26 protein-coding genes and 1 tRNA gene are annotated in these 25,220 nt (G+C 35.0%); 20 read left to right on the top strand and 7 right to left on the bottom strand.

What is annotated here, in order from left to right:
• Positions 1-346 precede the first annotated feature (346 nt).
• Positions 347-1,165, top strand: a complete 819-nt coding sequence (locus ABWU32_RS07915) for a transporter associated domain-containing protein (protein WP_007549273.1) — start codon at positions 347-349, stop codon at positions 1,163-1,165.
• A 66-nt stretch (positions 1,166-1,231) separates the two neighbouring features.
• Here ABWU32_RS07915 and ABWU32_RS07910 read toward each other — a convergent pair whose 3' ends face one another.
• Both ABWU32_RS07910 and ABWU32_RS07905 read right to left on the bottom strand, forming a co-directional pair.
• On the bottom strand, positions 1,232-1,576 hold the full coding sequence (locus ABWU32_RS07910) for a hypothetical protein (protein WP_233395610.1): 345 nt from the start codon (positions 1,574-1,576) through the stop codon (positions 1,232-1,234).
• A 14-nt stretch (positions 1,577-1,590) separates the two neighbouring features.
• Positions 1,591-1,884: a hypothetical protein gene (locus ABWU32_RS07905; RefSeq protein ID WP_006280049.1), complete on the bottom strand. Its 294-nt coding sequence runs from the start codon at positions 1,882-1,884 to the stop codon at positions 1,591-1,593.
• Positions 1,885-2,017: 133 nt separating this feature from the next.
• On the opposite strand from ABWU32_RS07905, the gene purM reads away from it, so the two are divergent.
• Positions 2,018-3,055, top strand: coding sequence for a phosphoribosylformylglycinamidine cyclo-ligase (purM, locus tag ABWU32_RS07900; RefSeq protein WP_007549277.1), 1,038 nt, complete (start codon positions 2,018-2,020; stop codon positions 3,053-3,055).
• On the opposite strand, the gene purC is transcribed toward purM, so the two are convergent.
• Complete coding sequence (gene purC, locus ABWU32_RS07895; RefSeq protein WP_015589337.1) at positions 3,052-3,774, bottom strand: phosphoribosylaminoimidazolesuccinocarboxamide synthase; 723 nt, start codon at positions 3,772-3,774, stop codon at positions 3,052-3,054. The two genes, purM and purC, sit on opposite strands and share 4 nt — an antisense overlap.
• A 74-nt stretch (positions 3,775-3,848) precedes the next feature.
• Here purC and trmD point away from each other — a divergent pair, with 74 nt between their 5' ends.
• From trmD to terL, 5 genes are all read left to right on the top strand, one after another.
• Complete coding sequence (gene trmD, locus ABWU32_RS07890; RefSeq protein WP_007549279.1) at positions 3,849-4,559, top strand: tRNA (guanosine(37)-N1)-methyltransferase TrmD; 711 nt, start codon at positions 3,849-3,851, stop codon at positions 4,557-4,559.
• Positions 4,543-4,920 carry a 50S ribosomal protein L19 gene (gene rplS / locus ABWU32_RS07885; protein WP_006279489.1) on the top strand — a complete coding sequence of 126 codons (378 nt, stop codon included), beginning with the start codon at positions 4,543-4,545 and terminating at the stop codon, positions 4,918-4,920. Before trmD ends, rplS begins: the two co-directional genes overlap by 17 nt.
• A gap of 83 nt (positions 4,921-5,003) precedes the next feature.
• The gene (gene pstA, locus ABWU32_RS07880; RefSeq protein WP_015589336.1) at positions 5,004-6,254 is read left to right on the top strand and encodes a phosphate ABC transporter permease PstA; all 1,251 of its coding nucleotides are present in this window, start codon (positions 5,004-5,006) and stop codon (positions 6,252-6,254) included.
• Positions 6,255-6,260: 6 nt separating this feature from the next.
• Positions 6,261-7,058 carry a phosphoribosylformylglycinamidine synthase subunit PurQ gene (locus ABWU32_RS07875; RefSeq protein ID WP_141456644.1) on the top strand — a complete coding sequence of 266 codons (798 nt, stop codon included), beginning with the start codon at positions 6,261-6,263 and terminating at the stop codon, positions 7,056-7,058.
• Positions 7,059-7,719: 661 nt separating this feature from the next.
• Entirely contained in the window at positions 7,720-9,183 is a 1,464-nt protein-coding gene (gene terL, locus ABWU32_RS07870) for a phage terminase large subunit (RefSeq protein ID WP_265027894.1), read from the top strand.
• A gap of 343 nt (positions 9,184-9,526) precedes the next feature.
• Here terL and ABWU32_RS07865 read toward each other — a convergent pair whose 3' ends face one another.
• Together ABWU32_RS07865 and lipB are read right to left on the bottom strand one after the other, a co-directional pair.
• Positions 9,527-10,552 (bottom strand): LD-carboxypeptidase, encoded by a 1,026-nt coding sequence (locus ABWU32_RS07865; RefSeq protein ID WP_015589333.1) that lies wholly within the window; start codon positions 10,550-10,552, stop codon positions 9,527-9,529.
• Positions 10,552-11,169: a lipoyl(octanoyl) transferase LipB gene (lipB, locus tag ABWU32_RS07860; protein ID WP_141456645.1), complete on the bottom strand. Its 618-nt coding sequence runs from the start codon at positions 11,167-11,169 to the stop codon at positions 10,552-10,554. Before lipB ends, ABWU32_RS07865 begins: the two co-directional genes overlap by 1 nt.
• 251 nt (positions 11,170-11,420) lie before the next feature.
• On the opposite strand from lipB, the gene ABWU32_RS07855 reads away from it, so the two are divergent.
• The 3 genes from ABWU32_RS07855 to ABWU32_RS07845 all read left to right on the top strand — a co-directional run bounded on the left by ABWU32_RS07855 (position 11,421) and on the right by ABWU32_RS07845 (position 13,322).
• Positions 11,421-11,654, top strand: a complete 234-nt coding sequence (locus ABWU32_RS07855) for a DUF6290 family protein (RefSeq protein ID WP_012673333.1) — start codon at positions 11,421-11,423, stop codon at positions 11,652-11,654.
• On the top strand, positions 11,630-11,893 hold the full coding sequence (locus ABWU32_RS07850; protein WP_080717643.1) for a type II toxin-antitoxin system RelE family toxin: 264 nt from the start codon (positions 11,630-11,632) through the stop codon (positions 11,891-11,893). The genes ABWU32_RS07855 and ABWU32_RS07850 overlap by 25 nt, the downstream gene beginning before the upstream one ends.
• A 235-nt stretch (positions 11,894-12,128) precedes the next feature.
• On the top strand, positions 12,129-13,322 hold the full coding sequence (locus tag ABWU32_RS07845; RefSeq protein ID WP_015589331.1) for a phage portal protein: 1,194 nt from the start codon (positions 12,129-12,131) through the stop codon (positions 13,320-13,322).
• A gap of 54 nt (positions 13,323-13,376) precedes the next feature.
• Here the strand turns inward: ABWU32_RS07845 and ABWU32_RS07840 are convergent, their stop codons facing one another.
• Both ABWU32_RS07840 and murJ read right to left on the bottom strand, forming a co-directional pair.
• The gene (locus ABWU32_RS07840; RefSeq protein WP_353278660.1) at positions 13,377-15,920 is read right to left on the bottom strand and encodes an AsmA-like C-terminal region-containing protein; all 2,544 of its coding nucleotides are present in this window, start codon (positions 15,918-15,920) and stop codon (positions 13,377-13,379) included.
• 3 nt (positions 15,921-15,923) lie between these two features.
• The gene (murJ, locus tag ABWU32_RS07835) at positions 15,924-17,411 is read right to left on the bottom strand and encodes a murein biosynthesis integral membrane protein MurJ (RefSeq protein ID WP_015589329.1); all 1,488 of its coding nucleotides are present in this window, start codon (positions 17,409-17,411) and stop codon (positions 15,924-15,926) included.
• Between the two features lie 150 nt (positions 17,412-17,561).
• On the opposite strand from murJ, the gene ABWU32_RS07830 reads away from it, so the two are divergent.
• From ABWU32_RS07830 to ABWU32_RS07785, 10 genes are all read left to right on the top strand, one after another.
• Positions 17,562-17,637 (top strand) — tRNA-His (locus ABWU32_RS07830).
• A gap of 187 nt (positions 17,638-17,824) precedes the next feature.
• Positions 17,825-19,747, top strand: a complete 1,923-nt coding sequence (mnmG, locus tag ABWU32_RS07825) for a tRNA uridine-5-carboxymethylaminomethyl(34) synthesis enzyme MnmG (protein ID WP_141456648.1) — start codon at positions 17,825-17,827, stop codon at positions 19,745-19,747.
• Positions 19,748-19,755: 8 nt separating this feature from the next.
• Positions 19,756-21,423 (top strand): aminopeptidase P family protein, encoded by a 1,668-nt coding sequence (locus tag ABWU32_RS07820; protein WP_015589327.1) that lies wholly within the window; start codon positions 19,756-19,758, stop codon positions 21,421-21,423.
• A gap of 121 nt (positions 21,424-21,544) precedes the next feature.
• Entirely contained in the window at positions 21,545-21,910 is a 366-nt protein-coding gene (locus ABWU32_RS07815; protein ID WP_064125381.1) for a hypothetical protein, read from the top strand.
• 397 nt (positions 21,911-22,307) lie between these two features.
• Positions 22,308-22,952 carry an alpha/beta hydrolase gene (locus ABWU32_RS07810; RefSeq protein WP_353278658.1) on the top strand — a complete coding sequence of 215 codons (645 nt, stop codon included), beginning with the start codon at positions 22,308-22,310 and terminating at the stop codon, positions 22,950-22,952.
• A gap of 5 nt (positions 22,953-22,957) precedes the next feature.
• Positions 22,958-23,764, top strand: a complete 807-nt coding sequence (locus tag ABWU32_RS07805) for an SDR family oxidoreductase (protein WP_015589324.1) — start codon at positions 22,958-22,960, stop codon at positions 23,762-23,764.
• Between the two features lie 232 nt (positions 23,765-23,996).
• Positions 23,997-24,281, top strand: coding sequence for a transposase (locus tag ABWU32_RS07800; protein WP_039964423.1), 285 nt, complete (start codon positions 23,997-23,999; stop codon positions 24,279-24,281).
• A gap of 21 nt (positions 24,282-24,302) precedes the next feature.
• The gene (locus ABWU32_RS07795; protein WP_095866567.1) at positions 24,303-24,644 is read left to right on the top strand and encodes an IS3 family transposase; all 342 of its coding nucleotides are present in this window, start codon (positions 24,303-24,305) and stop codon (positions 24,642-24,644) included.
• A gap of 84 nt (positions 24,645-24,728) precedes the next feature.
• Positions 24,729-24,890 carry a DDE-type integrase/transposase/recombinase gene (locus tag ABWU32_RS07790; protein ID WP_264378153.1) on the top strand — a complete coding sequence of 54 codons (162 nt, stop codon included), beginning with the start codon at positions 24,729-24,731 and terminating at the stop codon, positions 24,888-24,890.
• Positions 24,883-25,047 carry an IS3 family transposase gene (locus tag ABWU32_RS07785; RefSeq protein ID WP_010082072.1) on the top strand — a complete coding sequence of 55 codons (165 nt, stop codon included), beginning with the start codon at positions 24,883-24,885 and terminating at the stop codon, positions 25,045-25,047. Before ABWU32_RS07790 ends, ABWU32_RS07785 begins: the two co-directional genes overlap by 8 nt.
• Positions 25,048-25,220 lie beyond the last annotated feature (173 nt).

Genomic DNA, 25,220 nt, shown 5'->3' with positions numbered 1-25,220 from the left:
ATAACTTGTTACTAACTTAAAATTCAGTAAAAATTGGCGTTGTTCAACTTGTGGATAAATATGTGAGTAACTTTCGTATATTATTGATTTTCTGTTATGATTTATGTGTATAAGTAAGGTGTTTAGAGTGTTAGTAATTTTCTTTTATGGAAAATACTTTACCATCATGCATTGTTACACAACTATGTATATGTTGTTGAAAAAGTTGTTGATCAATTGTTGGTATTTTATATCAACAAATAATTCACAAATTAATTTGACATTATTCACATGCTTATTAAACATTTAATAACAGTTTTCTTGATAAATCTAATCTGAAAACGTTTTTGCCATTACAGGGAATAAATTGAGTAAAAAAAGAACCTTAGTAGAAAAAATAGCATATAGAATTTTTCTCTTCCTTTTCAAAAAAGCTTCTGTGTTGAAAAAGTGTGCGACTGAGGCATTAATGAAAGATCTGCCAGACCTTAATATATTTAATGGTCTATTAAAATTCCGCGATTGTGGTATAATGGATATAATGACTCCACGTACAGAGATATGCGCAGTAGACATTGAGTCAAGCGAACGTGAAATAATAAAGAAGATAAAAAACACTTGCCACACTAAAATACCAATTTATAAAAATAACTTTGATAACGTAATAGGCTTTTTTTATGTAAAAGATGTTATTTTTAATAGGGATAAAAATTTTAATCTGAAACATATTATACAAAGCGTAATATTTGTTCCACCCTCGATGAAGACAACTAATCTTTTTGTTAGGATGAACTCTTCTAAATCATGCTTAGCTATCGTATTGGATGAATATGGTGGAACTGATGGTTTAATTTCAATGACTGATCTTATAGAGGAACTAATACCAAACATTGATAGTGAAAACGAAATAAATTCAGAATATACCATTACTGAATTGTCTCAAAATAAGTTTGAAGTATCAGCAAGGGCTCTTATAAAAGATATAGAAGAGGATCTAAAAATAGAATTACGTGACCCTGAAGAAGACTATGTTACACTTGGTGGTTTGATTCTTTCGATTGCTGGTAAAGTGCCTTCTGTAGATGAAGTCATTAAATATAAAAATGGTATGAAGTTTATCATCAAAGATGCAAATGAGCGCTACATTAATAAAATAGTACTAGACTTAAGTGATTACAAAAATTAGATTTGGTACCCCTTGTCGGGGAATGCCTTGACACGAAGAAAAAGTTGTAATAACCAAATATGCAACTCAAGTTATAGTTAAACCTATTTCCAGCAAATTATTTTCGCAAGTATAATGCATTTCAGTGTTATAGTACTCTAATAATAAAGAGGTCATATAGATATTAATATCTTTTGTATTTAAATTAGTGTCATTTTTTTTGATTAATTTGTCTACTAATGATTTGCTTATTGGTTTGTGTTCATTTAGAATTTTTATAGTTAATAGCATTTTATCTTCTGTTTGACTCAGTAAAACAGATACTAGTTCAACTTCCGCCACTGCACTGGCTATAGTTAGCACCATATTAGAAATTATCTTATTTATCTTTTCAATTAAATCTTCCTTATTTTTTGCAGAGTATGCGTCTATTTTCCACGTAAGCTTTACTTTTTTTTTAATAAATAATTTTCGATATTAGATTTGGTCTTATCAAAGCTATAATTATCCATTGAAGAAGAATATGCCTGCTTCATAACTTTATGTTTATATATTAAATCATCGGAGCTTTCTTTAAGAAACAACAACGCTTCCTTCTGCGCATCAGCATCATTCTTATCTATTACTTCAAGCTCTTCTACGCCAAACGTTATTCCATTCATAGAGTTAGCAAAGTCATGAAGCAGCCGTCCTGATAGCAGTTCCGTTATTAACAGTATGTTTTTGGTATTTTCGTTCATTGGATAATTATAAATGATTTAAGTTACCCTATATTGGTAAGTATATAATAGTCAATTAAGAGAAAGTTTCGTTGCACTTTTTATATCAAGGCATTAATATAGTATTAACAATTTTAAAATTTATAAAAGGATTATGAATACTTATACCAGATCAGGAATAGATATTGAACTATATAATAAGTTAATAAAAGAAGTCAAGCCTATTGCTCAAGAAACTACTAGAGAAGAAGTAATCAGCGAAATAGGTTCATTTTCTGCGTTATTTGATTTTGCTGCACTAAGTAAGAAGTATGACCATCCAGTACTCGTTTCCTCAACTGATGGAGTAGGTACGAAACTGTTGATAGCTCAAGAAGTGAATAAACATGATACTATAGGTATAGATTTAGTTGCAATGTGTGTAAATGACTTACTTGCACAAGGAGCAACGCCTTTGTTTTTCCTTGATTACTTTGCAACAGGCGTTTTGACCAAAGATGTTTTATTATCTGTGGTTAAGGGCATTGCAGAGGGGTGCAAGCAAGCTAAAATAGCATTGGTTGGTGGGGAAACTGCAGAAATGCCTGGAATGTATGGTAATAATCACTATGACCTTGCAGGGTTTGTGGTTGGTGTAGTTGATCGAAAGCAAATTCTTCCAAACTGTAGTATGATGAAAGCAGGTGATTATATAGTTGGCTTAGAGTCAAGTGGAATTCACTCAAATGGGTTTTCTTTAGTGCGCCATGTTTTCAAAAGCTTAGGTATAAATTATAACGATACATCTCTATGGAATAATAAATCTTGGAGTGAAATACTACTTGAACCAACAAAAATATATGTTGATTCTTTGCTGCCTATCATGTCACAAGTAAAAGGTATTGCGCACATCACGGGTGGTGGTTTGGTAGACAATATTCCGCGAATTCTTCCAAAAAACTTATTTGCAAACATAGACATTAATTCCTGGAAATGGCCAGATATATTTTTATGGCTAACAAAGGAGGGTAAAATAGAGAAGAAAGAAATGCTAAAAACATTTAATTGTGGTATTGGTATGGTATTGATCGTAAGTTCTGAGAATATGCAAAACGTGAAAAATCATTTCCAAAAACGTGGAGAAAAAATTGAAATTATTGGAAAACTTGATGAGGCATGTAACCCTCCACTTGATAGAGTAGTATTTAGTTAACCTAACTTTACTGACAGTCTTTTTGCAACTTCTAGGTATGCTTCCTTTAAATCTCCTAAATTCAAACGAAAGACGTCTTTATCTAGCTTTTTATAAGTATTTTTATCCCATAACCTGCAGTTATCAGGGCTGATTTCATCGGCTAAAATGATTTTAGTACTGTCATTTATCAATCTGCCAAATTCCAATTTAAGGTCAACTAGATCTATGCCTGCATTTGAGAATAAATCAGTTAGGATTTCATTGATCTTTAAAGTTGTAGTTTTTACTTCATCCATTTCTTTGCTAGATAGCCAATCAAAATACAGTATGTGATTTTCATTTACCATTGGGTCGGCTAGGTCATCATTTTTGTAAAAAAACTCGATTATAGGAGATGCAAGCCTCTCACCTTCTTTGATATTAAAACGTTTGCAAAAGCTGCCAGCTGCAACATTTCTAACTACCACCTCAAGAGGTATTATCTTGAGCTTTTTGACTAGCTGTTCTCTTTCATTCAGAGTTTTTATAAAATGCGTGCTAATTCCTGCTTCTTCGAGCTTTTCCATGATAAAAGCACTAACATGATTATTAATTATTCCTTTGCCCTCAATAATTTCATATTTTTCCTTATTGAATGCTGTGACATCATCTTTAAAGTGCTGTATGACAGTTGATGAATCTTCAGTTTCAATAATGGCTTTCGCTTTACCTTCGTATATCGTTTTATTCAGTGACATGTTTAATTTAACTATATATTATATCAATTTACTGTTCTTAGAGTATAGCCCCAAATAACTTAAAATAAACCTTAATGGCATTCAATGTTACAATATTAACCATATTTCCAGAAATGTTCCCGGGGTTTTTGAACTATTCTCTTGCCGGAAAAGCGTTAGAAAAAAAAATATGGAACCTTGAAGTAATAAATATTCGTTCTTTTGCGAAAGATAAACATTCAACTGTGGATGATGTTCCATATGGAGGTGGAGCAGGAATGGTTATGCGTTCTGATGTAGTTGGTGATGCAGTAGATAGTATGCTCTCTGTTCATAAAAACACTAAGTTTATTTACATGACTCCATCTGGAACTAAGTTTAATCAGAATATTGCCAGAGAATTATTAGAGTTTCCTCATATAACAATATTGTGTGGTCGATTTGAAGGTATTGACCAAAGGATAATTGATGCGTATACTCCTTATGAGTTAAGTATTGGAGATTATATACTTTCAGGAGGTGAGCCAGCTGCAATGGTGGTTCTTGATGCATGCATTAGACTTCTTCCAGGTGTAGTAAATAATACCGATAGTATTACTGAAGAAAGTTTTAATTATGGTGGTGGTGTACTTGAATATCCTCAATATACTAGACCTGAGCAGTGGAAGGGATATAAAGTACCTGAGGTTTTGTTATCTGGCAATCACAAAAAAATAAGTGATTGGAGGCAGAAGCAGTCTCATGTTATAACAAAAAAGCGTAGGCCTGAATTATTGAGTGGAGAGATAAATGACAAATTTACTTAAAAAATTTAACGAACAGCAAATGCAAGTGTTAGCTAAAGAAATACCAGAATTTCGTCCTGGCGATGATTTGAAGGTCACTTTTAAAGTAGTTGACGGTACAAGTGAACGTATACAGATATTTGAAGGTGTATGTATATCAAAAAGGAACCGCGGGTTACATTCTTCTTTTGCAGTCAGAAAAGTTAGCCATGGAGAAAGTATAGTGTCTCAGTTTTTTGTTTATTCTCCTGCACTGGTTTCAGTGCAAGTGACAAGAAAAGGAAAGGTTCGTAGAGCAAAACTGTATTATCTGTGCAAACTATTTGGAAAAGCTGCAAGGATCAAAGAACGTACTACTTATGTTAAAAAGAAATCTAAGTAGATACAATAGGGAATGACATCAACGGTTATTAAACTGGACGTTTGTACAGCTGTGGGCTTGACGATGGGATCCAGGAAAAATAAATGAGTATAAAGAAAAAATTCCTTAAATTACTTCAGTCAAGGCGTGTACATGCTCGTATAAAAAGGAAAAATAAAAAGAACAGAGCGCTACGCTTTTGTTCTTTCACGGCACTAGTTATCTCACTTGGCTGTCCTGTGTGTATATTGTTGAGTATATTAGTTAACTCTTACAGTGCCTTAACAGTAACGAAAATTTTATTGCCAGTTGAAATAAATGCTGATCTTACTTTGGCGAGTAATCCTAGTGATTTGCGGTATAAGTCCATTGGCTTACTCAACGATTCTTTACGTAAGGTGTTTGGAGGAACTGATTTTAAAGACGGTGACGAAATTTTAAGTCGTAATTCTTACAAAGAACTAGAGAAATTTTTTCGTAAGAAAGTAAAAGATAGTGGTGAATATGAGATCTGGTTTACCGCGTCAAGTATAATTAATTCAATAAATAAAGATAAATATTTGAATGATCGTTATGCTAAATTACTTGATTGGCTAAAAGAAAAGAGGAGAGTGAAAAAATTTTTTAATAAGTCTTTATTCCTTAAATCTGACTCTCGTGAACCTGAGAATGCAGGGATTTTAGGAGCGTTTATCGGTTCATTAATGACAATTATAGTGTGCCTAGCATTAGCATTACCAATAGGAATTATGTCGGGCATCTGTCTTTACGAATTTATGCCTAAAAATAGGCTAATGACTAATATTGTAGAAATTAGCATAAATAATCTTGCTGCAGTGCCTTCAATAATATTTGGTGTAGTGGGCTTAACTCTCTATCTTGGCATATTTGGGCTACCACGCTCTTCACCACTTGTTGGTGGAATGACTCTTTCATTTATGATGTTACCTAATATTATAATTGCAACAAAAAATGCCTTTGCGAATGTTCCTATTACGATAAAAGATGCAGCGTTTGCGCTCGGTGCACCTCACATCAAGGTGATATTAGATCACTCTTTACCGATTGCGTTACCAAGAATAATACATGGTACTGTGCTTGCAATTGCAAGGATTTTAGGTGAATCTTCTCCTTTACTTATGATGGGTATGGTGGCATTTATTGCTGATACACCTACGTCCTTTTTCGATCCGGCAACTGTTCTACCTGTGCAAATATACATATGGTCAAGCAATCCTGAAATTGCATTTGTTGAACTTGCTGCTATCGCAATTATAGCTTTATTATTGGTGTTATTTGCGTTAAATTTAGTAGCAAATTTTGTAAAAAGGAAATTCGAATTTTTTAATTTTTAGCAATTCATGAAAATCACAGTCCTATCTGGTTATGGCTTAAATTGCGAAAAAGAAACTGCATTTGCATTTATGGAATGCAGCAGAAAACTTGGTATTGGTAATATTGAAGTAAAAATCGTTCACATTAACGATATCATAGATAATCCAGGTGAACTGAAATTAAGCAATATACTTGCAATTCCAGGGGGTTTTTCCTATGGTGATGACACTGGTGCTGGTAATGCATTTGCTTTACGCATTAAAAACAACTTGTTGGATGAGTTTCAAGAGTTTTTATCTCAGGACAAGCTGATTATAGGAATATGTAATGGTTGTCAGATATTAGTAAAATTAATTCCAGAGTTCTCTAATCTAGCTTTAATCCATAATGATATAGGCAATTATCAATGCCGTTGGATTAGAGTGAGAGTTAATTCAAAGAGTAATTCTGTTTGGCTACGGGGCCTGAGTGAACTATATCTCCCTATTGCTCATGGGGAAGGCAAATTTTTTATGGATCAAGATACTTTGAACCAATTGATTGAGAGCAATTCCGCCGCATTACGTTACATTGATGAAAATGGCAACTACGCTAACCTACAATTTCCTCACAATCCAAACGGATCTACATACGATCTGGCAGCTTTATCAGATAAAAGTGGGAGAGTATTGGCTTTAATGCCCCATCCAGAAAGGGGAATATTTTTTACTCAGCAAGATAATTGGCCTCTTGAAAAAGAAAAATGTAAACGTTTAGGAGTGGCTATGCCAAAATATGGTGATGGAATGCTTATATTTGAAAATGCACTGAAGTATTTTTGTTAAAATTTATTGATAGGGATTTATGGTCGAAATTATCCCCTGATATTGCAAAAAACTTGCTTGACAAGCCTTGCCAGTCCCCTTATCATGAAACTGAAGCTATTTATTTATCTTCTCTGTACAGATTAAATGACAAAAAAACTCACGTATCTGGCGTCCCATGTTTAATTTTTTGCACTATGTGCATCTTATGTCTTTATAAAATTCTAGGTTTTTACCTAATATAAGCTGAAATGCGCTTATAAAGCATTTAAAACATCAAAAAACGCCGATTTAAAAAATGGATAGTGAATAACTAGCTACCCTAGGGTTTCTTTTGCCTTTTTTTTATTTGGTAAATTTCTTAATATTTATAGCTAAACAACAACCGTCATCCCGCTACTTATTAGCGGCTGAGATACCGCAGCAGTATGACGGTTCGCGGCGGCATAGTAATTCGTCATCCTGCTGCTTGTTAGCGGGATCTATGTTAAGGTATAGTAGGGGATCTATGTTAAGAGATACCGCGAATGAATCGCGGTATGACGGTGTAGATGATGGTTAAGTAATTCGTCATCCCGCTGCTTGTTAGCGGGATCTAGAGATACCGCGACGTCTCACCTATAGCCTTCAGTGCTCCTTTTTTTGTCATCCCAGCGTCACGCGTTGGTTTCAACATTATATCATGAACTTTCTAAAATTCATTGAACTGTGCTTTCAAACGGTGGTGCCGGGGTGTGAGTATAATGATTATCAGTATATAAAAGTCATAGCAGACAGACTTGAAGCGGCAAATGTTGGCAAAATGAGGCGAATAATATTCAATATGCCTCCGCGTTCAATGAAGTCCCTGTGCGCTAGTGTTGCGTGGCCCGCATGGATACTGGGAAATCAGCCAACTGCAAGAATAATAGTTGCAAGCTACTCTCGGCTGCTTAGCGAAAAGCACTCGCTCGATACAAGATGCATAATGCAGTCTAGTTGGTATAGAGAGCTGTTTCCAGAGGTAGAACTATCCAAAGATCAGAATACCAAATACAAATTTCAAACAGTGCAGAGAGGATACAGAATTGCAACGTCCGTTGGAGGGACGTTAACAGGTGAAGGTGGTGATTTCATCATCGTGGATGATCCACTGAGTCCCGCCCAAGCTTTGAGTGAAACGTTTAGAAAGCGTGCTACAAATTGGTTTGACCAGACTCTAGTAACCAGGCTCAACGACAGAAAAAAAGGAGTAATTGTTCTTGTGATGCATAGGCTACATCAGGAAGATTTGACCGGACACCTTCTCTCCAAACCGAAAAACATATGGAACCATACTTGTTTACCGATGATATCTGAAAATAAGGAGATTATCTATTCAATCAAAAAGCCAGCGCCTCCTTTTCTTGTTCCTGTCACCCGAGTAACTACAAATGAGTACAAAAGCTGGATTACAGCATCAAGTGCTAGAATGACACCACCCGTAATATTATACTCAAGAGAAGAAGGTCAGTTGCTATATCCCCTCGATGGAGGAAAAGAAGAAGTTGAGATGATAAAGGTTGAACTTGGAAGTTACGCTTTTGCTGCACAATATCAACAAAACCCTCTGCCACTTTCAAGTGGTATAATTAAACGAGAGTGGCTGAAGCGCTATAGAAATTTTTCTGATAGTCTCTCATATGTCACTCAGAGCTGGGACACTGCAGTTTCAACAAGCAGCATGAGCAACTTTAGCGTCTGCACCACCTGGACAAAAGTGGGCAATAAATTCTATTTACTCGATGTATATCGCGCAAAGCTTGAGTATCCAAAGCTTAAAGAGCAAGTTCTGTCACTAGCTGCAAGATGGACACCGCACGCAATTTTAATCGAAGCAAAAACAAGTGGTCAGCAATTGGTGCAAGAGCTAAAGACAAACAGTGATTTACCAATTATCGAAATAGTACCACATGATGACAAACTCACTCGATTTTATCAAATTGTTCCGATTATAGAGTCTGGCAAGGTTTTTCTGCCGCACCAAGCAGTATGGCTGAACGATTTTGAGTATGAGATTTTAATGTTTCCTGAAACTCGACACGATGATCAAGTGGATAGTACCGTGCAATATTTGCAGTGGGTGAGAGATAGTAGCTCTAGGGTCGCAGCTTTACGGGCATTGTGATTTAAGCCTACCAGATCCAAGTAGTCAGCTACTTGCATGACACCCTAACAACCGTCATCCCGCTACGTGTTAGCGGGATCTAGAGATACCGCGAATGAATCGCGGTATGACGGTTCGTGGTGGTATGACAGTTCGTGGCGGTATGACGGTTCGCGGTGGCATGACGATAACTTCGTCATTCCGCTATGTGTTAGCGGCTAAGAGATACCGCGGCGGTATGACGGTCTGCGGCGGAATGACGGTTAAGCAATTCGTCATCCCGCTACTTGTTAGCGGGATCTCTTGTTAGCGGATGAGATACCGCGAATGAATCGCGGTATGACGGTTAAGTACGTGTTAGCGGCTAAGAGATACTGCGGCGGCATGACGTAGAGCTCGCGTTAGCTATAAGATTAGCTAAATTCTGCACGTCCATAAAAAACAAACCTTCTTTTTCGTCTTGAACGCTAATAATAGCGTGAGTGTTAAAAGGTAAAGGATCATTTGTATGTCCATGGCCTACCCCTTTCATTGTAAATACAGGAAAGTTAACACTTTTTGCAAACCTTTCTTTTACAACTTCAACAAGGTTATCGTTATAGCAGTTAACGAAATCCCCAAAGATTACTGCATGTACTCCATCAAAGATGTGAGCTTGTTTTAGGTGATCTAAACTGCGCTCTATTGCGTATGGGTAGACTCTTATGTCCTCTAAAAATAGAATTTTACCTTTCGCATTTATTTGCCAAACAGTTCCTATACTGTTTTCAACTAAAGTCATATTACCACCGATGATTTTAGACTTTAATCTGCCATCTTTTAGTCTAATGCCATTATTTATCATCTTTAGCTTATCAAATCTGATAGAATCCTGCTTGTTAAGAATTAACTCTTTCAATTTTTTAACAGAGCTTTCAGAAATGGAGTTATTTACTATCATTTCCAACATGGTGCCGTGAAGAGTTTGCCAATTATATTTAGCTTGTAGATAGGTGTGCAAGGCAGTTATATCGCTATAGCCTATGAGGATTTTTTTGTTTTGAGCAATCCTTTCTTTTTTATCATTGGGTAACTTTTCTAGATAGGGAATTAACCGAGAAGCCCCTTCTCCTCCTCTGATACACCAAATTATTTTACTGTCATTAGTTAGTGCACTAATCAAATCATTTGCTCTGAATTCATCAGAGTTGGAATAAAATGGATTATCATTACTATATATTTTCTCCGAAATATGGGGATTAAAATCCAAAGCTTCTACATATTCTTTTATAGTAGTCAGATCTGATTCTTTTCCCTTCGAAGAAGGAGCAATAATATCAACTTGGTCGATTGCATGAATACCTGTGTTAGCACATAAAGTGAGAATGAAATATAAAAGGTAAACAATCATTAAAATATCTTATAAAACTCTTTTTTTAGTATATCATCCAATTCAGAGAGTGGAACTTTCACTCCTAGTTCTTCCATTGACGTGACGCCATAATCTTGCAGTCCACAAGGAATAATACCCTTATAATGAGAGAGGTCTGGAAAGACGTTAAGCGCTATGCCATGATAAGTTACCCATTTTCTTAAACGGATACCAAAAGCTGCAATTTTTTTTTCTACTCCGTTATGGTTTACCCAAATACCTATTCTATCTTCTCTAAACTCTCCAAGTATATTAAATTGCTTTAAAACATTTATGATCCACTTACTTAGATCTCTAATATATAGCTTTATATCGCATTTGTTTCTTTTTTTAAGGTTTAACATTAAATATATAATGCGCTGTCCTGGACCATGATATGTGTGTTTACCACCCCTTCCTGTTTTATATATGGGAAATAGTTTTTCAACAATATCATCAGCTGTTGCACTGATTCCTGCAGTATAAAGTGGAGGGTGCTGGAGTAGCCATACCAATTCGTCTGCTGAATTATTGTGAATTTGTTGAATTTTCTCTTCCATGGATTTTACAGCACAGTTATAATCAATAAGCTGATTAGATATTAGCCATTCTGTCATATTCTATTTCTTTTTTTTTAGTATAGCAGTTCGTTTTTTCCTGTTATTCCAGTGTGTGACACTGGGCGCAGCCTTTCTTATTCCTAATATACTTAATACTAACTTCTGTGCTATTTCTCCTTAACAAACATAGTACATGACAAATGTTTAATTATTTGTCAACACAGGTCCTCTTTACGTATAGGCAACTTTTTTTATTGAAAAATTCAGAAAAATGTTGTATAATTATTAGTAGATTTTAGGTAAAATATATGGCAAACTCAAAATTTAGCATAACTTTCAACAACGAAATTTCAGAGTGTCTTGCTGGACTGGCTAAAATAAGAAATAAGTCCATTAAAGAACTAGCAGAGAAGCTAATACAAGAAGCAATTGAAAATGAGGAAGATAAAATACTAATTGAGCGTGCTGCTAGACGTAATGTTTCAGGTGTGAAGAAAATTAGAAGTGAGGATGTAGACTGGAATACAATATTATCTTCATAGAAAGCGTTCTTGAGAAAGACCTTCCAGCTCTTCCAAAAACAATAAGATTAAGGATCATAAATGCGATAAATAAGCGCCTTACAGTTGATCCCATTAACCTTGGTGAGCCATTATATTACAGATTTAAAGGACAAAGAAGATTAAGGGTAGGTGATTATCGCGTTATCTATTCCGTAAATATTATAAAATATGAAGTGGTTATCACAGAGATAGGACACAGAAAAGATATTTATAAGTAAGTACATCATATAAATATTAAATATATTTTTACTCCTTCCTGATTCATTTTCTACCTTAGGTGGCTTCGCTCAGCTCAAAAAAAAAGCTCATTCTTTTTGCTACCCCTTATTGTGCCTGCCATTTAACTACTGTGTAGAGATTGCTCTCAAACATAATGTTCGTACGTTAGTATATCCTTCCTGTAACACCAATTGATATAATTCTACCACAAATTCAATTTTTTAGGAGGCACATATGAATTTCAACATCTTTCAAAGAAAAAAAAGCGCAGTATTTACTAAATATTCTGCTTTGCAACTAATGATGGAGCCAAGTTGGAGTAAGCGTGATTATGTAAGTTTTGCTGAGGAAGGTTACATAAAAAATGTTATTGCCTTTCGAGCAATCAATATGATTGCAAGTGCTGCATCTTCGGTACCTCTTACTCTCTGCCAGCTTACTGAACAGGGAAAATCGCAACTAAAAGCCCATCCATTACTGAAATTACTTTATTCTCCTAATCCAATGACATCAAAATCGGAATTTATTGAGGGGATTGTAACTTATCGGTTAGTTAACGGCAATTCTTATATATTGATGGTTGAGTCGCAGAACAATAGAAAACCACCAACAGAGCTTTATCTTCTGCGCCCCGATAGGGTTGAAATTGTTCCAGGGAGAAATAACGTTCCTTATAACTATCGTTATGCCATAAATAACAACAGTTATGACTTTAAAGTTGATAAACTAACCGGACGTTCAGCAGTGTTGCACCTAAAGACCTTTAACCCTTTGAATGATTGGTATGGGTTATCACCAATTGAGGCGGCTGCATATAGTATAGATCAGCATAATCAGGCTGGTGCTTGGAATCAAGCGATGTTGCAAAACGGAGCAAGACCAAGTGGTGCAATAGTTGTAAAATCAGCAAAAGATGGAAGTGGTGGAAGTTTAAGTCAAGAGCAGTACCAACGCTTAAAAGCACAGATAAATGATCATTATTCAGGTCCTGTCAATGCTGGGAGGCCGATATTGCTTGAAGGAGGCTTGGAGTGGAAAGAAATGAGCTTATCACCAAGGGATATGGATTTTATTGAGTCCAAACACAGTTCAGCTCGTGATATTGCCCTGGCTTTTGGCGTTCCGCCGCAGTTGCTTGGCATACCAGGTGATAACACTTATAGCAATTTAGTCGAAGCACGCTTGTCCCTTTGGGAACAGACGGTTTTACCAACGCTAGAAAATATTATCTGTCACCTGAATTCTTGGCTAACACCAAAATTTGGTGAAGATCTGTGCTTGTCGTACGACAAAGATGCAATAGAGATTCTCATGGAAAAGAGACAAAAGTTGTGGAAATACGTAGAAAACGCAAGCTTCATGACGCTCAACGAAAAGAGAGAAGCATTTGGCTTGCCACCACTGCCAGGTGGTGATGAGTTAGGTTAAGTTTGTACCCGTTCAGATGAGTTCATTGTCTCCTAAACCGTACGCCTAAGTAAATCAACTATTTTTCTTGCCAACCAGAGCGGTGAAGATTTGGTCTACATCAAAACTCATCTTAGGACGCCAAATAGGGCCATCCAAATGCATATCGATATAGATTGGATTACTATAATTTGGTGGTATGAAAAAGAACCTGAATATAGAAGCTAAAGCGAAGTTAGATAAGGTTAAATTAGAAGAGATTGACCCTGATGCTTGATCAATCCCGAATTGTAAACTAGTTGAACATATACCACTCTTAATACTTGCTTTTCCGCTAATATTTTCAAAAGATGTTTTACCGTTATATATATCAACATAAGCAAGTGTGGAAATTTCAGATTTATTCTTACTGCTTAACAAATTAGTGATAAATGAATTGAAATCTACATTAGTAACTTCTATTCCTTGCGCTTGTAAGTTTACATCTCCTGATAAGTTACTAGCCCAATCATGAAAACTTTTTCCTTGAGTTTTGATTTCACCATTTAAGCTTACCTGACCATTTACATTGTCAATTCCTATAACCTTACCAATCTTTTTAGTGTCCAAATTTACAATAGAAAACCTTGTATTTATTGAGTCTGATCTTAAATAACCCTGAAAAAACACTTGCCCGTGTTCTAATACGTAACTTGCCTGCCTGATAGTGATAGTGTTGTTTCTCATTACCGCATCCAAATTAAAATCTTTTAAAACATTCTGCTCGGTTTTAAATTCTGCAGTATTGATTTGCACATTTGCATCAAAGCCTTCTTTATCATCCAAAAAATCAAGCTGCTTTGTTGACCATTGAATTTGATCTATCTCATTTCTTGAATTTCTTTTCGTCTCTACTAAATTCGGTAATTTAAAGATATTTCCATTAAATTTACTGCCCGTAAGGTTAACATCTAATAAAGGTTTGGCGTATTTTTGATCTGCTAATATTTTTGCATTACCGGTAATATCGAAATCTTCTCCAGATAGTTTTATTTTATCTGCAACTAGCTTACCTTTTTCCATTTTCAGCAAAAAATCCAAATTTTTAATTTTCGTATCATTCAATGTAAGGTTATTAACACGGGCCTTTATATTTGCATCATACTGAAAATTTTTCAGCCATTGCATTTTAGGTAAACTGCTAAATAATGAATGATCATATTTATCTGCATCAAGATTATGCATGCTAAATTCACCATTGACCACATTGTGTTTTTTTGTATGGCTTACTCTAATTGACCCTTGCAAGGATTCCTTATTATTTAGCAGTCTAATGTCTGAGATAGATAATATTCTTGGTGCAAGGTGCAGTTTAGAACTTAGTGTAAATTGATTTTTCTGGTTTTCTTTCATCTTTATAGAAGGGAAAAAACATGAAATGAATGACTCAAAATCATTTCCTTCGACTAATAAATCACCGTTGAATTCAGATAGGACATTATTGTTTGAGATCTCTCCTGATAAGTAAGATATATTATTGATTCCAGGAAATTTAAGAAGCGTATTAACTTTTACTTTGCCATCAGTGGATTTTAGTACAGCACGGAAATTGTCCAATATTTTGTTTTGATATTGAATGTTAGAAGCTTCCATATTAAAATTTAAGCTCAAGTTCTTTGGCACAACTGCTCTAAAACATTCCAGAAGATCCTTCATATTCATTGTTCTTTGTGAATCATTTTGTATGGAATCTAAATCAACTTTACTGAAGCTAATATTGAAATTAGTGTGATTGCCTTTTCTATCATTTTGTATTGTACCGCTGGCTTGCATGCTTTTGGAATCAATTTTTAAGTCAGTTGCCGTAAACTCACTTTCATTAAGACTTATATTGGATGATATCTTGATATTTTCGCTAGGAATAACACAAGAGAGAAAGCTAAGATTAATGATTTTTGCTAAATCACTCACAGAACCGGAACTGTTATTAATTGTTAATGTTAAATTACCCTGGAGTTCTTCTTGATTTCTATTACCTGTAAATAGCAAATTTACAAAATTTGATTCAACACTAATGTGTACATTCCTTTTTGTGATATTAACCTTTCCTGAAAAATCGTAATTATTATCACCTACCTTTACTTTACCAAAAAACTGCTTATTTTTTTTTACAGCAACTTCCTTTATGTTAACAATATCAGCGAAATCATTCTTGAAACTTACTTGGCTGTCTTTTATTACTATATCGACTGTGTTACCACTGGCGTTTGTATTTATAATATTAAGTAAATTTTTTTTGTTGCTTTTCATGCCAAACAATGTGATTGACTTTGGTTGCAACGAAAATAAAAACAACGATAGGAACGATGGCCTTATTTCAATTTTTCTTACACTAATTAAATCTGACAACTTTTGCTCTTTATTTTCGTTGTATTGTACGTATACATTATAAATAGTGAGCTTTGGGGTAATCAACGAAACTTTAATTTTTCCCCCAATATGCACTTTAGCATCATACGTCTTCTCTAACTCTTTTATGATATATTTCCTGTAGCCACTCCAATCCTTAAAAGTTGCAGCAACATGCATGAGAATTAATAGCAGTGAGATTGATAATATAGCATATAAAGAAAGTCTCATAATTTACACATGCTTAAAGTTTCCCTTAAATATTAAATAGAGAATACCAAAATAAACAATAACACTCAAAGCTATTAAAGTCGTTAAATAAACAATACGAGCCAACATTTTATCAAAAAATAATCCTGCCAACAAAGAATTAAAAATATAAAGGGCTATTGACATGACTGCCGTTGCTACAAAAATTTTCATGACATTTAACAATAACGCTTGGCTAACCTTATACATTTTATTTATTGTTAAATAACTAATTAATAGAATAGAGTTTATCCAAGTGGAAACGGAAGTAGCAATAGCAATCCCCGTATGCTGATACTCGTTCATTAACAAAAGGTTTAGCACTACATTAATTCCAAGACACATTAGCGAAAATATGGTTGGTATTTTCAGATTGCCTTTAGCAAAAAATGTAGGTAGCAATACTTTATTTATAATAAATGCAGGTAAAGAAAGAGAAAATGCTATTAAAGTGGGAACAGTTTGCTGCACTGCATAATGATCAAACCGGCCGTAAGAAAAAAGCGTAAGTAAAATTATGTCGGGAATAATGATAAAGGCAGCAGTTGTTGGCATAATTAACATTAATCCTATGTTGAGAGCCTTGTTCTGTATTTTGACTATATTTTCAGTATTATCCACCTGTTTTGAAATTAAAGGAAGAAGCACTGTACCAATTGCAGTACCGATTATTCCCTGCGGTAGTTGATTTAGTCTATCGGCATAATATATATAGGACACCGCATTTGGTATAAAACTCGCCATGATTGTATCAATCCATAAGCTTATTTGAGTTACACAATTGTTGATAATTGCAGGTACCACACGCTTAAAAAACAACCTTACTTCATTGCTTAATTCAAGGCTAAAAGAAAAAGCTGCCTTTAACTTGTATGCACTAAATAGCATCAGCAACAATTGAAAAACTCCTCCTATCAGCACAGCTATAGAAAGGTTGTGCGCTGGAGTTTTTACGTAAGGCACAAATAAACTGATGATTAAACAGAGATTCAAAACAATTGGTGCAATAGCTGTTGAAGCAAAATGCTGCTTTACTTGCAGCATTCCACCAATAAGTGATGCAATTGAAACAAAGATTATGTAGGGCATCATAATTCTTGATAAAGTAACAGTAAGGGTAAACTTACTTTGGTCAAATCCAGGAGCAAAAATTTGAATCATATAAGGGGAGAAAGTTTGCATAATAAGGCAAAAAATTACTAAGATAATAAACGTAATGGATATTACACTACTTGCAAAATTAAATGCCTTTTTATTATCATATGATTCTGTCGAATATAACGGTATGAATGAGGTAGTGAACGCTCCTTCTGCAAAAAATGCTCGAAATAGATTGGCAAAGCGAAACGAAGAAAAAAATATGTCTGCAAGAGAGTTCGCACCAATAACCGTAGCAATTAATACATCCCTTATTAACCCTGAGATCCTTGAAATAGCCGTAAAAAAACTAAATGTGAAAATACTTTTAAACATACCACTACTTCATTAGTGTCAATACGATTAACTATAATGGTAAAAGTATCAATGAAAATATTTATTGGCTAAACTTAAAACCCTCTGCAAAAAGAGAGTTAAATAATCAATTGACTATTTGCGCTCTTATGTTAGAAATTTTATATCTTGGCGGGCGTAGCTCAGTTGGTAGAGCGTCAGTTTGTGGTACTGAATGTCGCCAGTTCGATCCTGGTCGCTCGCCCCACTAAAACCCGATAATTTGAAAAACCGTCATCCCGCTGCTTGTTAGCGGGATCTAGAGATACCGTGACGGTATGACGTGAGTTAGCTATACATTGGCCACTGATGATTGAAATAGTTAATTACTGTAAAATTTGACATTAACCGCTAATAGTTAGAATATTAGTAGAGTAAGAATTACTCAAGAAGGCATGCATAAATATGATGTAGTAGTAGTAGGTGGTGGTCATGCAGGGTGCGAAGCTGCTGCTGCTGCAGCTCGCCTTGGTGCAAACACGCTGCTTATAACTCATAAAATTTCAACTATAGGGGAAATGTCCTGCAATCCAGCAATCGGAGGAGTTGCAAAGGGTGTTGTAGTCAGGGAAGTTGACGCTCTTGATGGAATAATGGGAAGAGCAATCGATCAAGCAAGTATACACTCAGTCATTTTAAATAGCAGCAGAGGTGCAGCAGTATGGGGCCCGCGTGTACAGGCAGACCGAAAATTATACAAGCAAGCAATACAGGAAATTATTCTAAATTATAATAATTTGACGGTAAAAGAAGAGTCGGTTGACGATTTTCTTATAGAGAGTAATAACAATGGAGAATTGTGCATTAAAGCTGTAATAACAAGCTCAGGGGAGCATATACTGACAAGCAAAGTCGTTTTAACTACAGGGACTTTCCTGCAAGGTGTGATTCATATAGGAGAGCAAGCAACTCCTTCAGGGAGAATGGGAGATAAGTCTGCCGTAGAACTTGCAAATACGTTGAAGAAATATAATTTCAAATTAGGTAGACTGCGTACCGGAACTCCACCAAGGCTCGATCGTGGCACTATAAACTGGTCAATATTGCAAGAACAAGTGGGTGATAACCCACCTGTGCCGTTTTCTTACTTAACAGAAAAAATTAACCAACCTCAGGTATCATGCTTTATTACCCATACTAATGAAAACACGCATAAAATAATCAGAGAAAATCTCCACAGGTCAGCTTCTTCATATTTAGATGACGTTGTTGCACCAAGATACTGCCCATCAATTGAAGTTAAAGTTAAAAAATTTGCAGAAAAAAGTAGTCATCAAATATTTCTAGAGCCAGAAGGCCTGAATGATGATACTATATACCCGAACGGAATTTCAAATTCATTGCCTATTGAAGTGCAGTGTGAAATGATAAAGAGTATCAAGGGACTTGAAAATGCAGAAATACTAAGACCTGGATATGCAGTTGAGTATGACTATATTGATCCACGAGAACTAAGCCATACTCTTGAAACTAAGAAAATTAAAGGCCTATATTTTGCTGGCCAAATTAATGGCACTACTGGATATGAAGAAGCAGCAGGGCAAGGAATTATTGCCGGAATTAATGCAGCACTCTCTGCATCTGAAAAAAAAGAAAGCTTTGTTCTTCATCGCACAGACTCATATATCGGCGTAATGATAGATGATCTAGTCACCAAAGGGGTGATCGAACCTTATAGATTATTTACCTCACGTGCAGAATATAGGCTAGCTATCAGGTCAGACAATGCAGATAGAAGATTAACACAAAAAGGTTATGATATTTCCCTTGTTTCGCATGAGAGATACTCTGTTTTACAGAATAAACTTGAATCCATTAAGCAGCTTGAAGAGAAGTTAGGGAGTCTGACGATTACTCCTGAGCAGCTTAGGTCTTATGGTATCAAAATATCTTATGATGGGATAAGAAAAACGGCACTAGATTTACTTAGCTATCCAAACATCGACTGGAATAAATTACAAGAAATATGGCCGGAGTTAAGCAGCATCACGCGCTGGGATGGCACCGCAATGGGTAGCATAACTAAGAATGAAATATGCGAAGCGGTTGAAATTGAAGCAAAATACAAACCTTATCTAATAAGACAAGAAGCGGATATGAAGTTTTTACGAGAGGAAATTAACACTCAAATTCCAATTGATTTTAACTATTCACAAGTTAAAGGCCTGTCAAGTGAAGTAATAGAAAAGTTGCAGACGATAAAACCAGCGACGATTGGCATTGCAAAGCAAATACAAGGCATCACTCCTGCAGCGATAGTGAGCATATTAGTGTATTTGAGAAACAGGAAAACGAAAGTGGCTGCTAATTTTGTGTGAGGTGTTCTATGTCAAAAATCGAAGAATTTCGTTCTTTTATGCGTGCAATAAATGCTGAGGCGTTTATGTTGCACACCAAAGATGAATATTTAAATGAGTATTCAGAGGAGCTAACAAAGCTGTGTGGCTTCACAGGAACAAATGGGCTGCTCATTGTTACAAAAAACAACAAGTGCCCATTTTTTACGGATGGACGCTATATCACACAAGCTCACAATCAGCTCGATCAGGGCAATTTTCAAGTATATAATATACAAGAAGAGGATCCACGCGAATGGATAAAAGCAAACTTAACATCGACTGCCTCACTAGGTTATTATTTGCAATATTTTACCATAGAAGATATAAGAAAGTATGAGAATATCTGTAAATTAATACCCTGTTTAGCTGGAAAAAAAAGTGACTATCGAAAACAAGCAGTGGTTTTACATTCTATTGAACATGCTGGTGAAAGTAGTAAGGACAAATGTGAAAAAGTTGCCAAAAGCATAGATAAAGAAGCTGAAGCAGTGCTTTTAACTGATCCAAATTCAATTTCATGGTTATTAAATTTAAGAAATGAAAATGCTAAATATACTCCATGTATATTGGGCCGTGCTATATTGTATAAAAGCGGTAATGTTAATTTGTTTATTCAAGATAAAGAACATTCAACTATAGAAGCAAATTTAGGCAATCATATAAATATTTTTGATATTAGTGAGCTAGAAAATTCGCTGCACAAGCTAAATTCAATAGTCATGGATCCAAGCACAACTCCAATGAGTATCATGGCTGTAATAAAAGATAAACAGGTAGCTGAGAGAGAAGATCCTTGTCTAATTTATAAAGCAGCAAAAAACCAAACTGAAATAGCTGGGGCTATAAATGCGCATATCAGAGATGGAGTGGCAGTTACAAATTTTCTATCTTGGCTTGAAAATAATGTTGGTACAGAACTTGAAGCTGAAGAAAAGATTTTAGAATACAGAAAAGAGCAGAATTTGTTTAAACAATTGAGCTTTCCAACAATTTCCGCATTTAATGAAAATGGTGCAATAATTCACTATCGTGCAAGCAGTAAGACGAATAAGGTAATTCAGAAAAATGGACTATATTTGATTGACTCTGGTGGCCAATACCTTAGTGGCACAACTGATGTGACAAGAACTGTAGTAGTTGGTAATCCGACCAATGAGCAAATAATCCACTATACAATAGTGTTGAAAGCTCACATTGCTATAGCAAGTGTCATCTTTCCCCCCGGCACTACTGGTGGAGAATTGGATATATTGGCACGTACGCATTTATGGAAATTTGGAATGGACTATATGCATGGTACAGGGCATGGAGTAGGAAGTTACCTATCAGTACACGAAGGACCACAAGCAATATCAAAAAGTAATAAAGTGAAACTCACGCCAGGGATGATACTTTCCAACGAACCTGGCTATTACATTCCGGGAGAGTATGGAATAAGAATTGAAAATCTGATATATGTTGACAGGCAAGAGAATGGCTTCTTAAACTTTAAACAACTGACCTCTATTCCATATGATAGAAGACTAATAAATGTGCAAATGCTTACTAAGGATGAAATTGAATGGATAAATGGCTACCATCAATTTGTCTATAAAAACTTAGAAAATAGCGTAAAAGATAAGGAATGGTTAAAGAAGGTATGTGACCCTTTATAAGCAAAGGAGCATTTTTTATTATTTAAAAAGTATTAATGCAATTGTGACAGGTATTTTGTATTGTTTTTAATTTTAAAATAATATATAATAAAGAACACGTATTTTTAGGTAGGTTATAATTATGATAGACAAAGGGCAAGAAGATGAATTTATGAAGCAGTATATGGATACTTGCAAAGAGCAAATAGAAAAATTAGCCAAGGATCCTGAATTGCTTAATCAGACTTTAAAACCATTTATGCAAATGTCTCAGCAGCTTATGGCTGGCGGTATGTTAGAAGGGGCTATGCCTGGCATGATACCTGATTTGGGCAGTATGGATGTTAACAAGATGATTGCTCAGATGAAGGAAATGATTGACTACATAAGAGGTAACTATAAGGAACTAATGAAAGAGCATAGCTCGCAGATTCAAGAGCTTGATGAATCCAGTAAAAAGCTAAGAGGCTTAGTTAAAAAATTGATAGAAAAGATCGAAAGTAAATAAATAACATCTGGATTTCTGTCATTCTATATACAACTTTCTAGTTGGACGGTAAGTCGAGGTCAATTATTGATGCCATGCAAGTAGTGTAGCTACTTGCATGGCATTTATACCAGTTTTCGTAAATAAATAAGGTACGTTGCTTAAGGCTGCAGTTATAGTGAGGTATTTTTTCTAGTTTGTTTTCTTATTTCTGAGGTTTATAGCTAAGGTTTTCCCTACGTCATACCGCGATTCATTCGCGGTATCTCAGCCGCTAACGAGTAGCGGAATGACGGTTTTTCAAATCGTCGATGAACCTAAGTTACTTTATCTGTAGTATCGGGAACGTAATTGCACATTGGTTTTACAAATTTGAAAATTAGTGTTAAATAAAAATATAAACGCAAAAGGAAAAGAAATGATTGAACTTAAAGGCCCAGAAATTTGTGCAGGCGGAAATAAGAAAAATTTGATTATTTTTTTACATGGTTGGGGCTCAAGTGGCGATAATTTCATTCACCTTGCTAAAGTTATGAGCAAGTTTTTACTGGGTTCATATTTTGCAGTACCCAATGCTCCGTTTGAAAGAGAAATAGGTGATGGTTATCAGTGGTTCAGCTTGGAAGATCGTAGTGAGGAAGCGCTATATAATGGAGTAAAAAATGCTACATCAATTGTAAATCATTTCATTGATACAAAATTAAAGGAGCTTAATTTAAAAGATACGCAACTTTCTTTAGTTGGATTTTCTCAAGGAGCAATGCTTGCAATACATACAGCTCTCACCCGCTCTCAATCCTGTGCATCAGTTGTTGCATACTCTGGTAGATTTCTTTCACCTTCAAAAACTGCACCAGAGATCAAGTCAAAACCTAACATATGTGTTATCCATGGTGATGCTGACGACGTGGTATCTTTTTCGTCCCTCGACTTAGCGGTTAAAGCTCTGAAAGAAAATGGAGTAAATGTTGAAGGACACCCAATTCATGCATTAGGGCATATTATTAATGAAGAGGGAATAAAATTAGGAGTAGAATTTATCAAGAAGAATTTTAAAAATTAATTTTCATGCACTTGTTTTGCTTTGGTTATGGATATGTAGCTAAATTTTTATCGAAAAAACTACTGAACTTAGGTTGGAAAGTTAGTGGCACATCAAGAAGTAAAAATATACAAGATGTAATCCTCTTTAATTATGAGAAAGTTAGTCAAGATCTGCTTAAAAGCGCAACGCACGTTTTAATTTCTATTCCTCCAGATGGCGATGATGTTGTGGAGAGATACGGTGATTGCCTGCAAAATGTAAAATGGCTTGGTTATTTGTCTGCAACTAGCGTCTATGGTGATCACTCTGGTAATTGGGTGAATGAGGAATCTGAAACAAAACCTATAGAAATCAGAGGAGAAAAGCGCCTTAAATCTGAAAGGAAGTGGCTGAATAGCAGATTGCCTGTACATATTTTTCGTTTAGCTGGAATATACGGCCCTAGTAGGAACGTGTTAATTGACTTGCAGCTTGGCAAAGCAAGAAATGTGAAAAAAGAAGGGCATTTTTTTTCTCGTATTCACGTTGAAGATATATCAAATATTTTATTTTCTTCCATGCAAAACATAAAACCTGGTGAAATATACAATTGTGCAGACGATTTACCCACTACACAATCTGAAGTGGTAATATATGCAACCAAACTTCTCAATGTTAGCCCTCCAGAACCAATTGAGTTACCAGATTATGCACAGAGTTTTTATTTAGGATCAAAGAGAGTAAGTAATGTTAAAATTAAAAAAGATCTTAATGTCTCTCTAATTTATCCTAACTACAAGGTGGGATTAGAGAGTTTGCACGTAAACAAAACTGAAATCACATCAGAATGATAGATAGGCTTATTGTCACTGCCATTAAGTTAAGGAAAGAATGGTTAAAAACTGAACTAAAAAGTCAGAAATAATTAAGGATTTATGACAAATGCTGAAACAGAATAGAGTAAACTTTAAAGCAGATAAACTCTGAAGTGTAAATTACTTAACAAATAGTGACCTTACCCAGAAAAAGTGGAGAGAAAGAAAGGAGTTTTTTTGGGTAAAATAAAATTTTGGAGGATTAGAAATGGCAAGAGAATATACGGCAGAATTCAAATTGGAAGCTGTTAAGCTGACAAATGAACAAAGAAAGGTAGGTCAACCAGTTGCAAAAGTAGCAAGAGATCTAGGAATAAGGGATAGTGTATTAGGAAAATGGATGAAGAAATATAACGAAAAAAAGTCAGCGGCAAATGCATTTCCAGATGTAGCACCTTATGACAAAGAGAGATTTGATTTACAGAAAGAGTTAGCAAAAGTAACAAGAGAAAGAGACATTTTAAAAAAAGCCCTGGCCAGTCAAAAAGAGTAAAATATTTTTTCATAAAAGAGCATAGTAAACACTATAAAGTGCAGGAATTATGTAGGGTTTTCTGCTAGTGGCTACTATAAGTGGACTACAAGGAAAATAAGCAGTAGAGAATCAGCAAATAAAGAGTTATTAGCAGATATTCAAAAAATATATCAAGCTTCTAAATGTAGATATGGAGCTCCTAAAATTCATGCTGAATTAAAGGCTTTGGGTAAAAGTTGCAACTTAAAAACAGTGCAAAGTATTATGCAGAAAAATGGTATTCAGGCTATATTGAGAAGAAAATTTAAAATTAAGAAACAACAAACGGACAGTAGCTCCCAATATATTAGACCAAAACTTTATTGTCGATCAACCAAATAAAGTATGGGATTACTTATATAAAAACCAAAGAAGGATGACTATATTTGGCAACAATAATCGATCTATATTCACGCATGGTAGTTAATGAGCAGTTCAATAAATAAACAATTGGTTATGGACTCTTTATTAATGGCCGTTAACAAGCGTAAACCTGCCAAAAATCTACTATTACATAGTGATCAAGGTTCACAATATACTTCGCAAGGTTATCAATATCTCTTAGCTGTAAAGAATATAGATGAGTAATAAAGGCTGTTGTTACGACAATTCTGTTGCAGAAAGCTTCTTTAGCTCATTGAAAAGAGAAATACTTATTGATACTTCACAACACTCTGCTCAACAAACTAGAACTGCAATATTTGAATACATAGAAATTTTTTATAACAAACAACGTCACTATTAACTATTGCATTCCAGAACAATTTGATGCATCATTCTTTTTGTAAAAAACATTCCAAACTTTCTCTCCACTTTTTCTGGGTAAGGTCATATGTGTACATCCCCATCATGAATGCTATTTTCGGTAAAATCTCTTACAACGCTCAAAAGCAGAAAAACAAAAACTTGATTTTCTCA

Origin of the sequence: Wolbachia endosymbiont (group A) of Udea olivalis (assembly GCF_964028365.1) — a bacterium.
In the GTDB taxonomy this organism is placed as follows: domain Bacteria; phylum Pseudomonadota; class Alphaproteobacteria; order Rickettsiales; family Anaplasmataceae; genus Wolbachia; species Wolbachia pipientis.
This window is presented reverse-complemented; position numbering and strand designations above follow the sequence as displayed.

Bases quoted from the DNA above. Each gene is read 5' to 3' on its own strand.
- ABWU32_RS07905 (WP_006280049.1), bottom strand. From the start codon at position 1,884: ATGAACGAAAATACCAAAAACATACTGTTAATAACGGAACTGCTATCA.
- purM (WP_007549277.1), top strand. From the start codon at position 2,018: ATGAATACTTATACCAGATCAGGAATAGATATTGAACTATATAATAAG.
- purC (WP_015589337.1), bottom strand. From the start codon at position 3,774: ATGTCACTGAATAAAACGATATACGAAGGTAAAGCGAAAGCCATTATT.
- trmD (WP_007549279.1), top strand. From the start codon at position 3,849: ATGGCATTCAATGTTACAATATTAACCATATTTCCAGAAATGTTCCCG.
- rplS (WP_006279489.1), top strand. From the start codon at position 4,543: ATGACAAATTTACTTAAAAAATTTAACGAACAGCAAATGCAAGTGTTA.
- pstA (WP_015589336.1), top strand. From the start codon at position 5,004: ATGAGTATAAAGAAAAAATTCCTTAAATTACTTCAGTCAAGGCGTGTA.
- ABWU32_RS07875 (WP_141456644.1), top strand. From the start codon at position 6,261: ATGAAAATCACAGTCCTATCTGGTTATGGCTTAAATTGCGAAAAAGAA.
- terL (WP_265027894.1), top strand. From the start codon at position 7,720: ATGAACTTTCTAAAATTCATTGAACTGTGCTTTCAAACGGTGGTGCCG.
- ABWU32_RS07865 (WP_015589333.1), bottom strand. From the start codon at position 10,552: ATGATTGTTTACCTTTTATATTTCATTCTCACTTTATGTGCTAACACA.
- lipB (WP_141456645.1), bottom strand. From the start codon at position 11,169: ATGACAGAATGGCTAATATCTAATCAGCTTATTGATTATAACTGTGCT.
- ABWU32_RS07855 (WP_012673333.1), top strand. From the start codon at position 11,421: ATGGCAAACTCAAAATTTAGCATAACTTTCAACAACGAAATTTCAGAG.
- ABWU32_RS07845 (WP_015589331.1), top strand. From the start codon at position 12,129: ATGAATTTCAACATCTTTCAAAGAAAAAAAAGCGCAGTATTTACTAAA.
- ABWU32_RS07840 (WP_353278660.1), bottom strand. From the start codon at position 15,920: ATGAGACTTTCTTTATATGCTATATTATCAATCTCACTGCTATTAATT.
- murJ (WP_015589329.1), bottom strand. From the start codon at position 17,411: ATGTTTAAAAGTATTTTCACATTTAGTTTTTTTACGGCTATTTCAAGG.
- mnmG (WP_141456648.1), top strand. From the start codon at position 17,825: ATGCATAAATATGATGTAGTAGTAGTAGGTGGTGGTCATGCAGGGTGC.
- ABWU32_RS07820 (WP_015589327.1), top strand. From the start codon at position 19,756: ATGTCAAAAATCGAAGAATTTCGTTCTTTTATGCGTGCAATAAATGCT.
- ABWU32_RS07815 (WP_064125381.1), top strand. From the start codon at position 21,545: ATGATAGACAAAGGGCAAGAAGATGAATTTATGAAGCAGTATATGGAT.
- ABWU32_RS07810 (WP_353278658.1), top strand. From the start codon at position 22,308: ATGATTGAACTTAAAGGCCCAGAAATTTGTGCAGGCGGAAATAAGAAA.
- ABWU32_RS07805 (WP_015589324.1), top strand. From the start codon at position 22,958: ATGCACTTGTTTTGCTTTGGTTATGGATATGTAGCTAAATTTTTATCG.
- ABWU32_RS07800 (WP_039964423.1), top strand. From the start codon at position 23,997: ATGGCAAGAGAATATACGGCAGAATTCAAATTGGAAGCTGTTAAGCTG.
- ABWU32_RS07790 (WP_264378153.1), top strand. From the start codon at position 24,729: ATGAGCAGTTCAATAAATAAACAATTGGTTATGGACTCTTTATTAATG.
- ABWU32_RS07785 (WP_010082072.1), top strand. From the start codon at position 24,883: ATGAGTAATAAAGGCTGTTGTTACGACAATTCTGTTGCAGAAAGCTTC.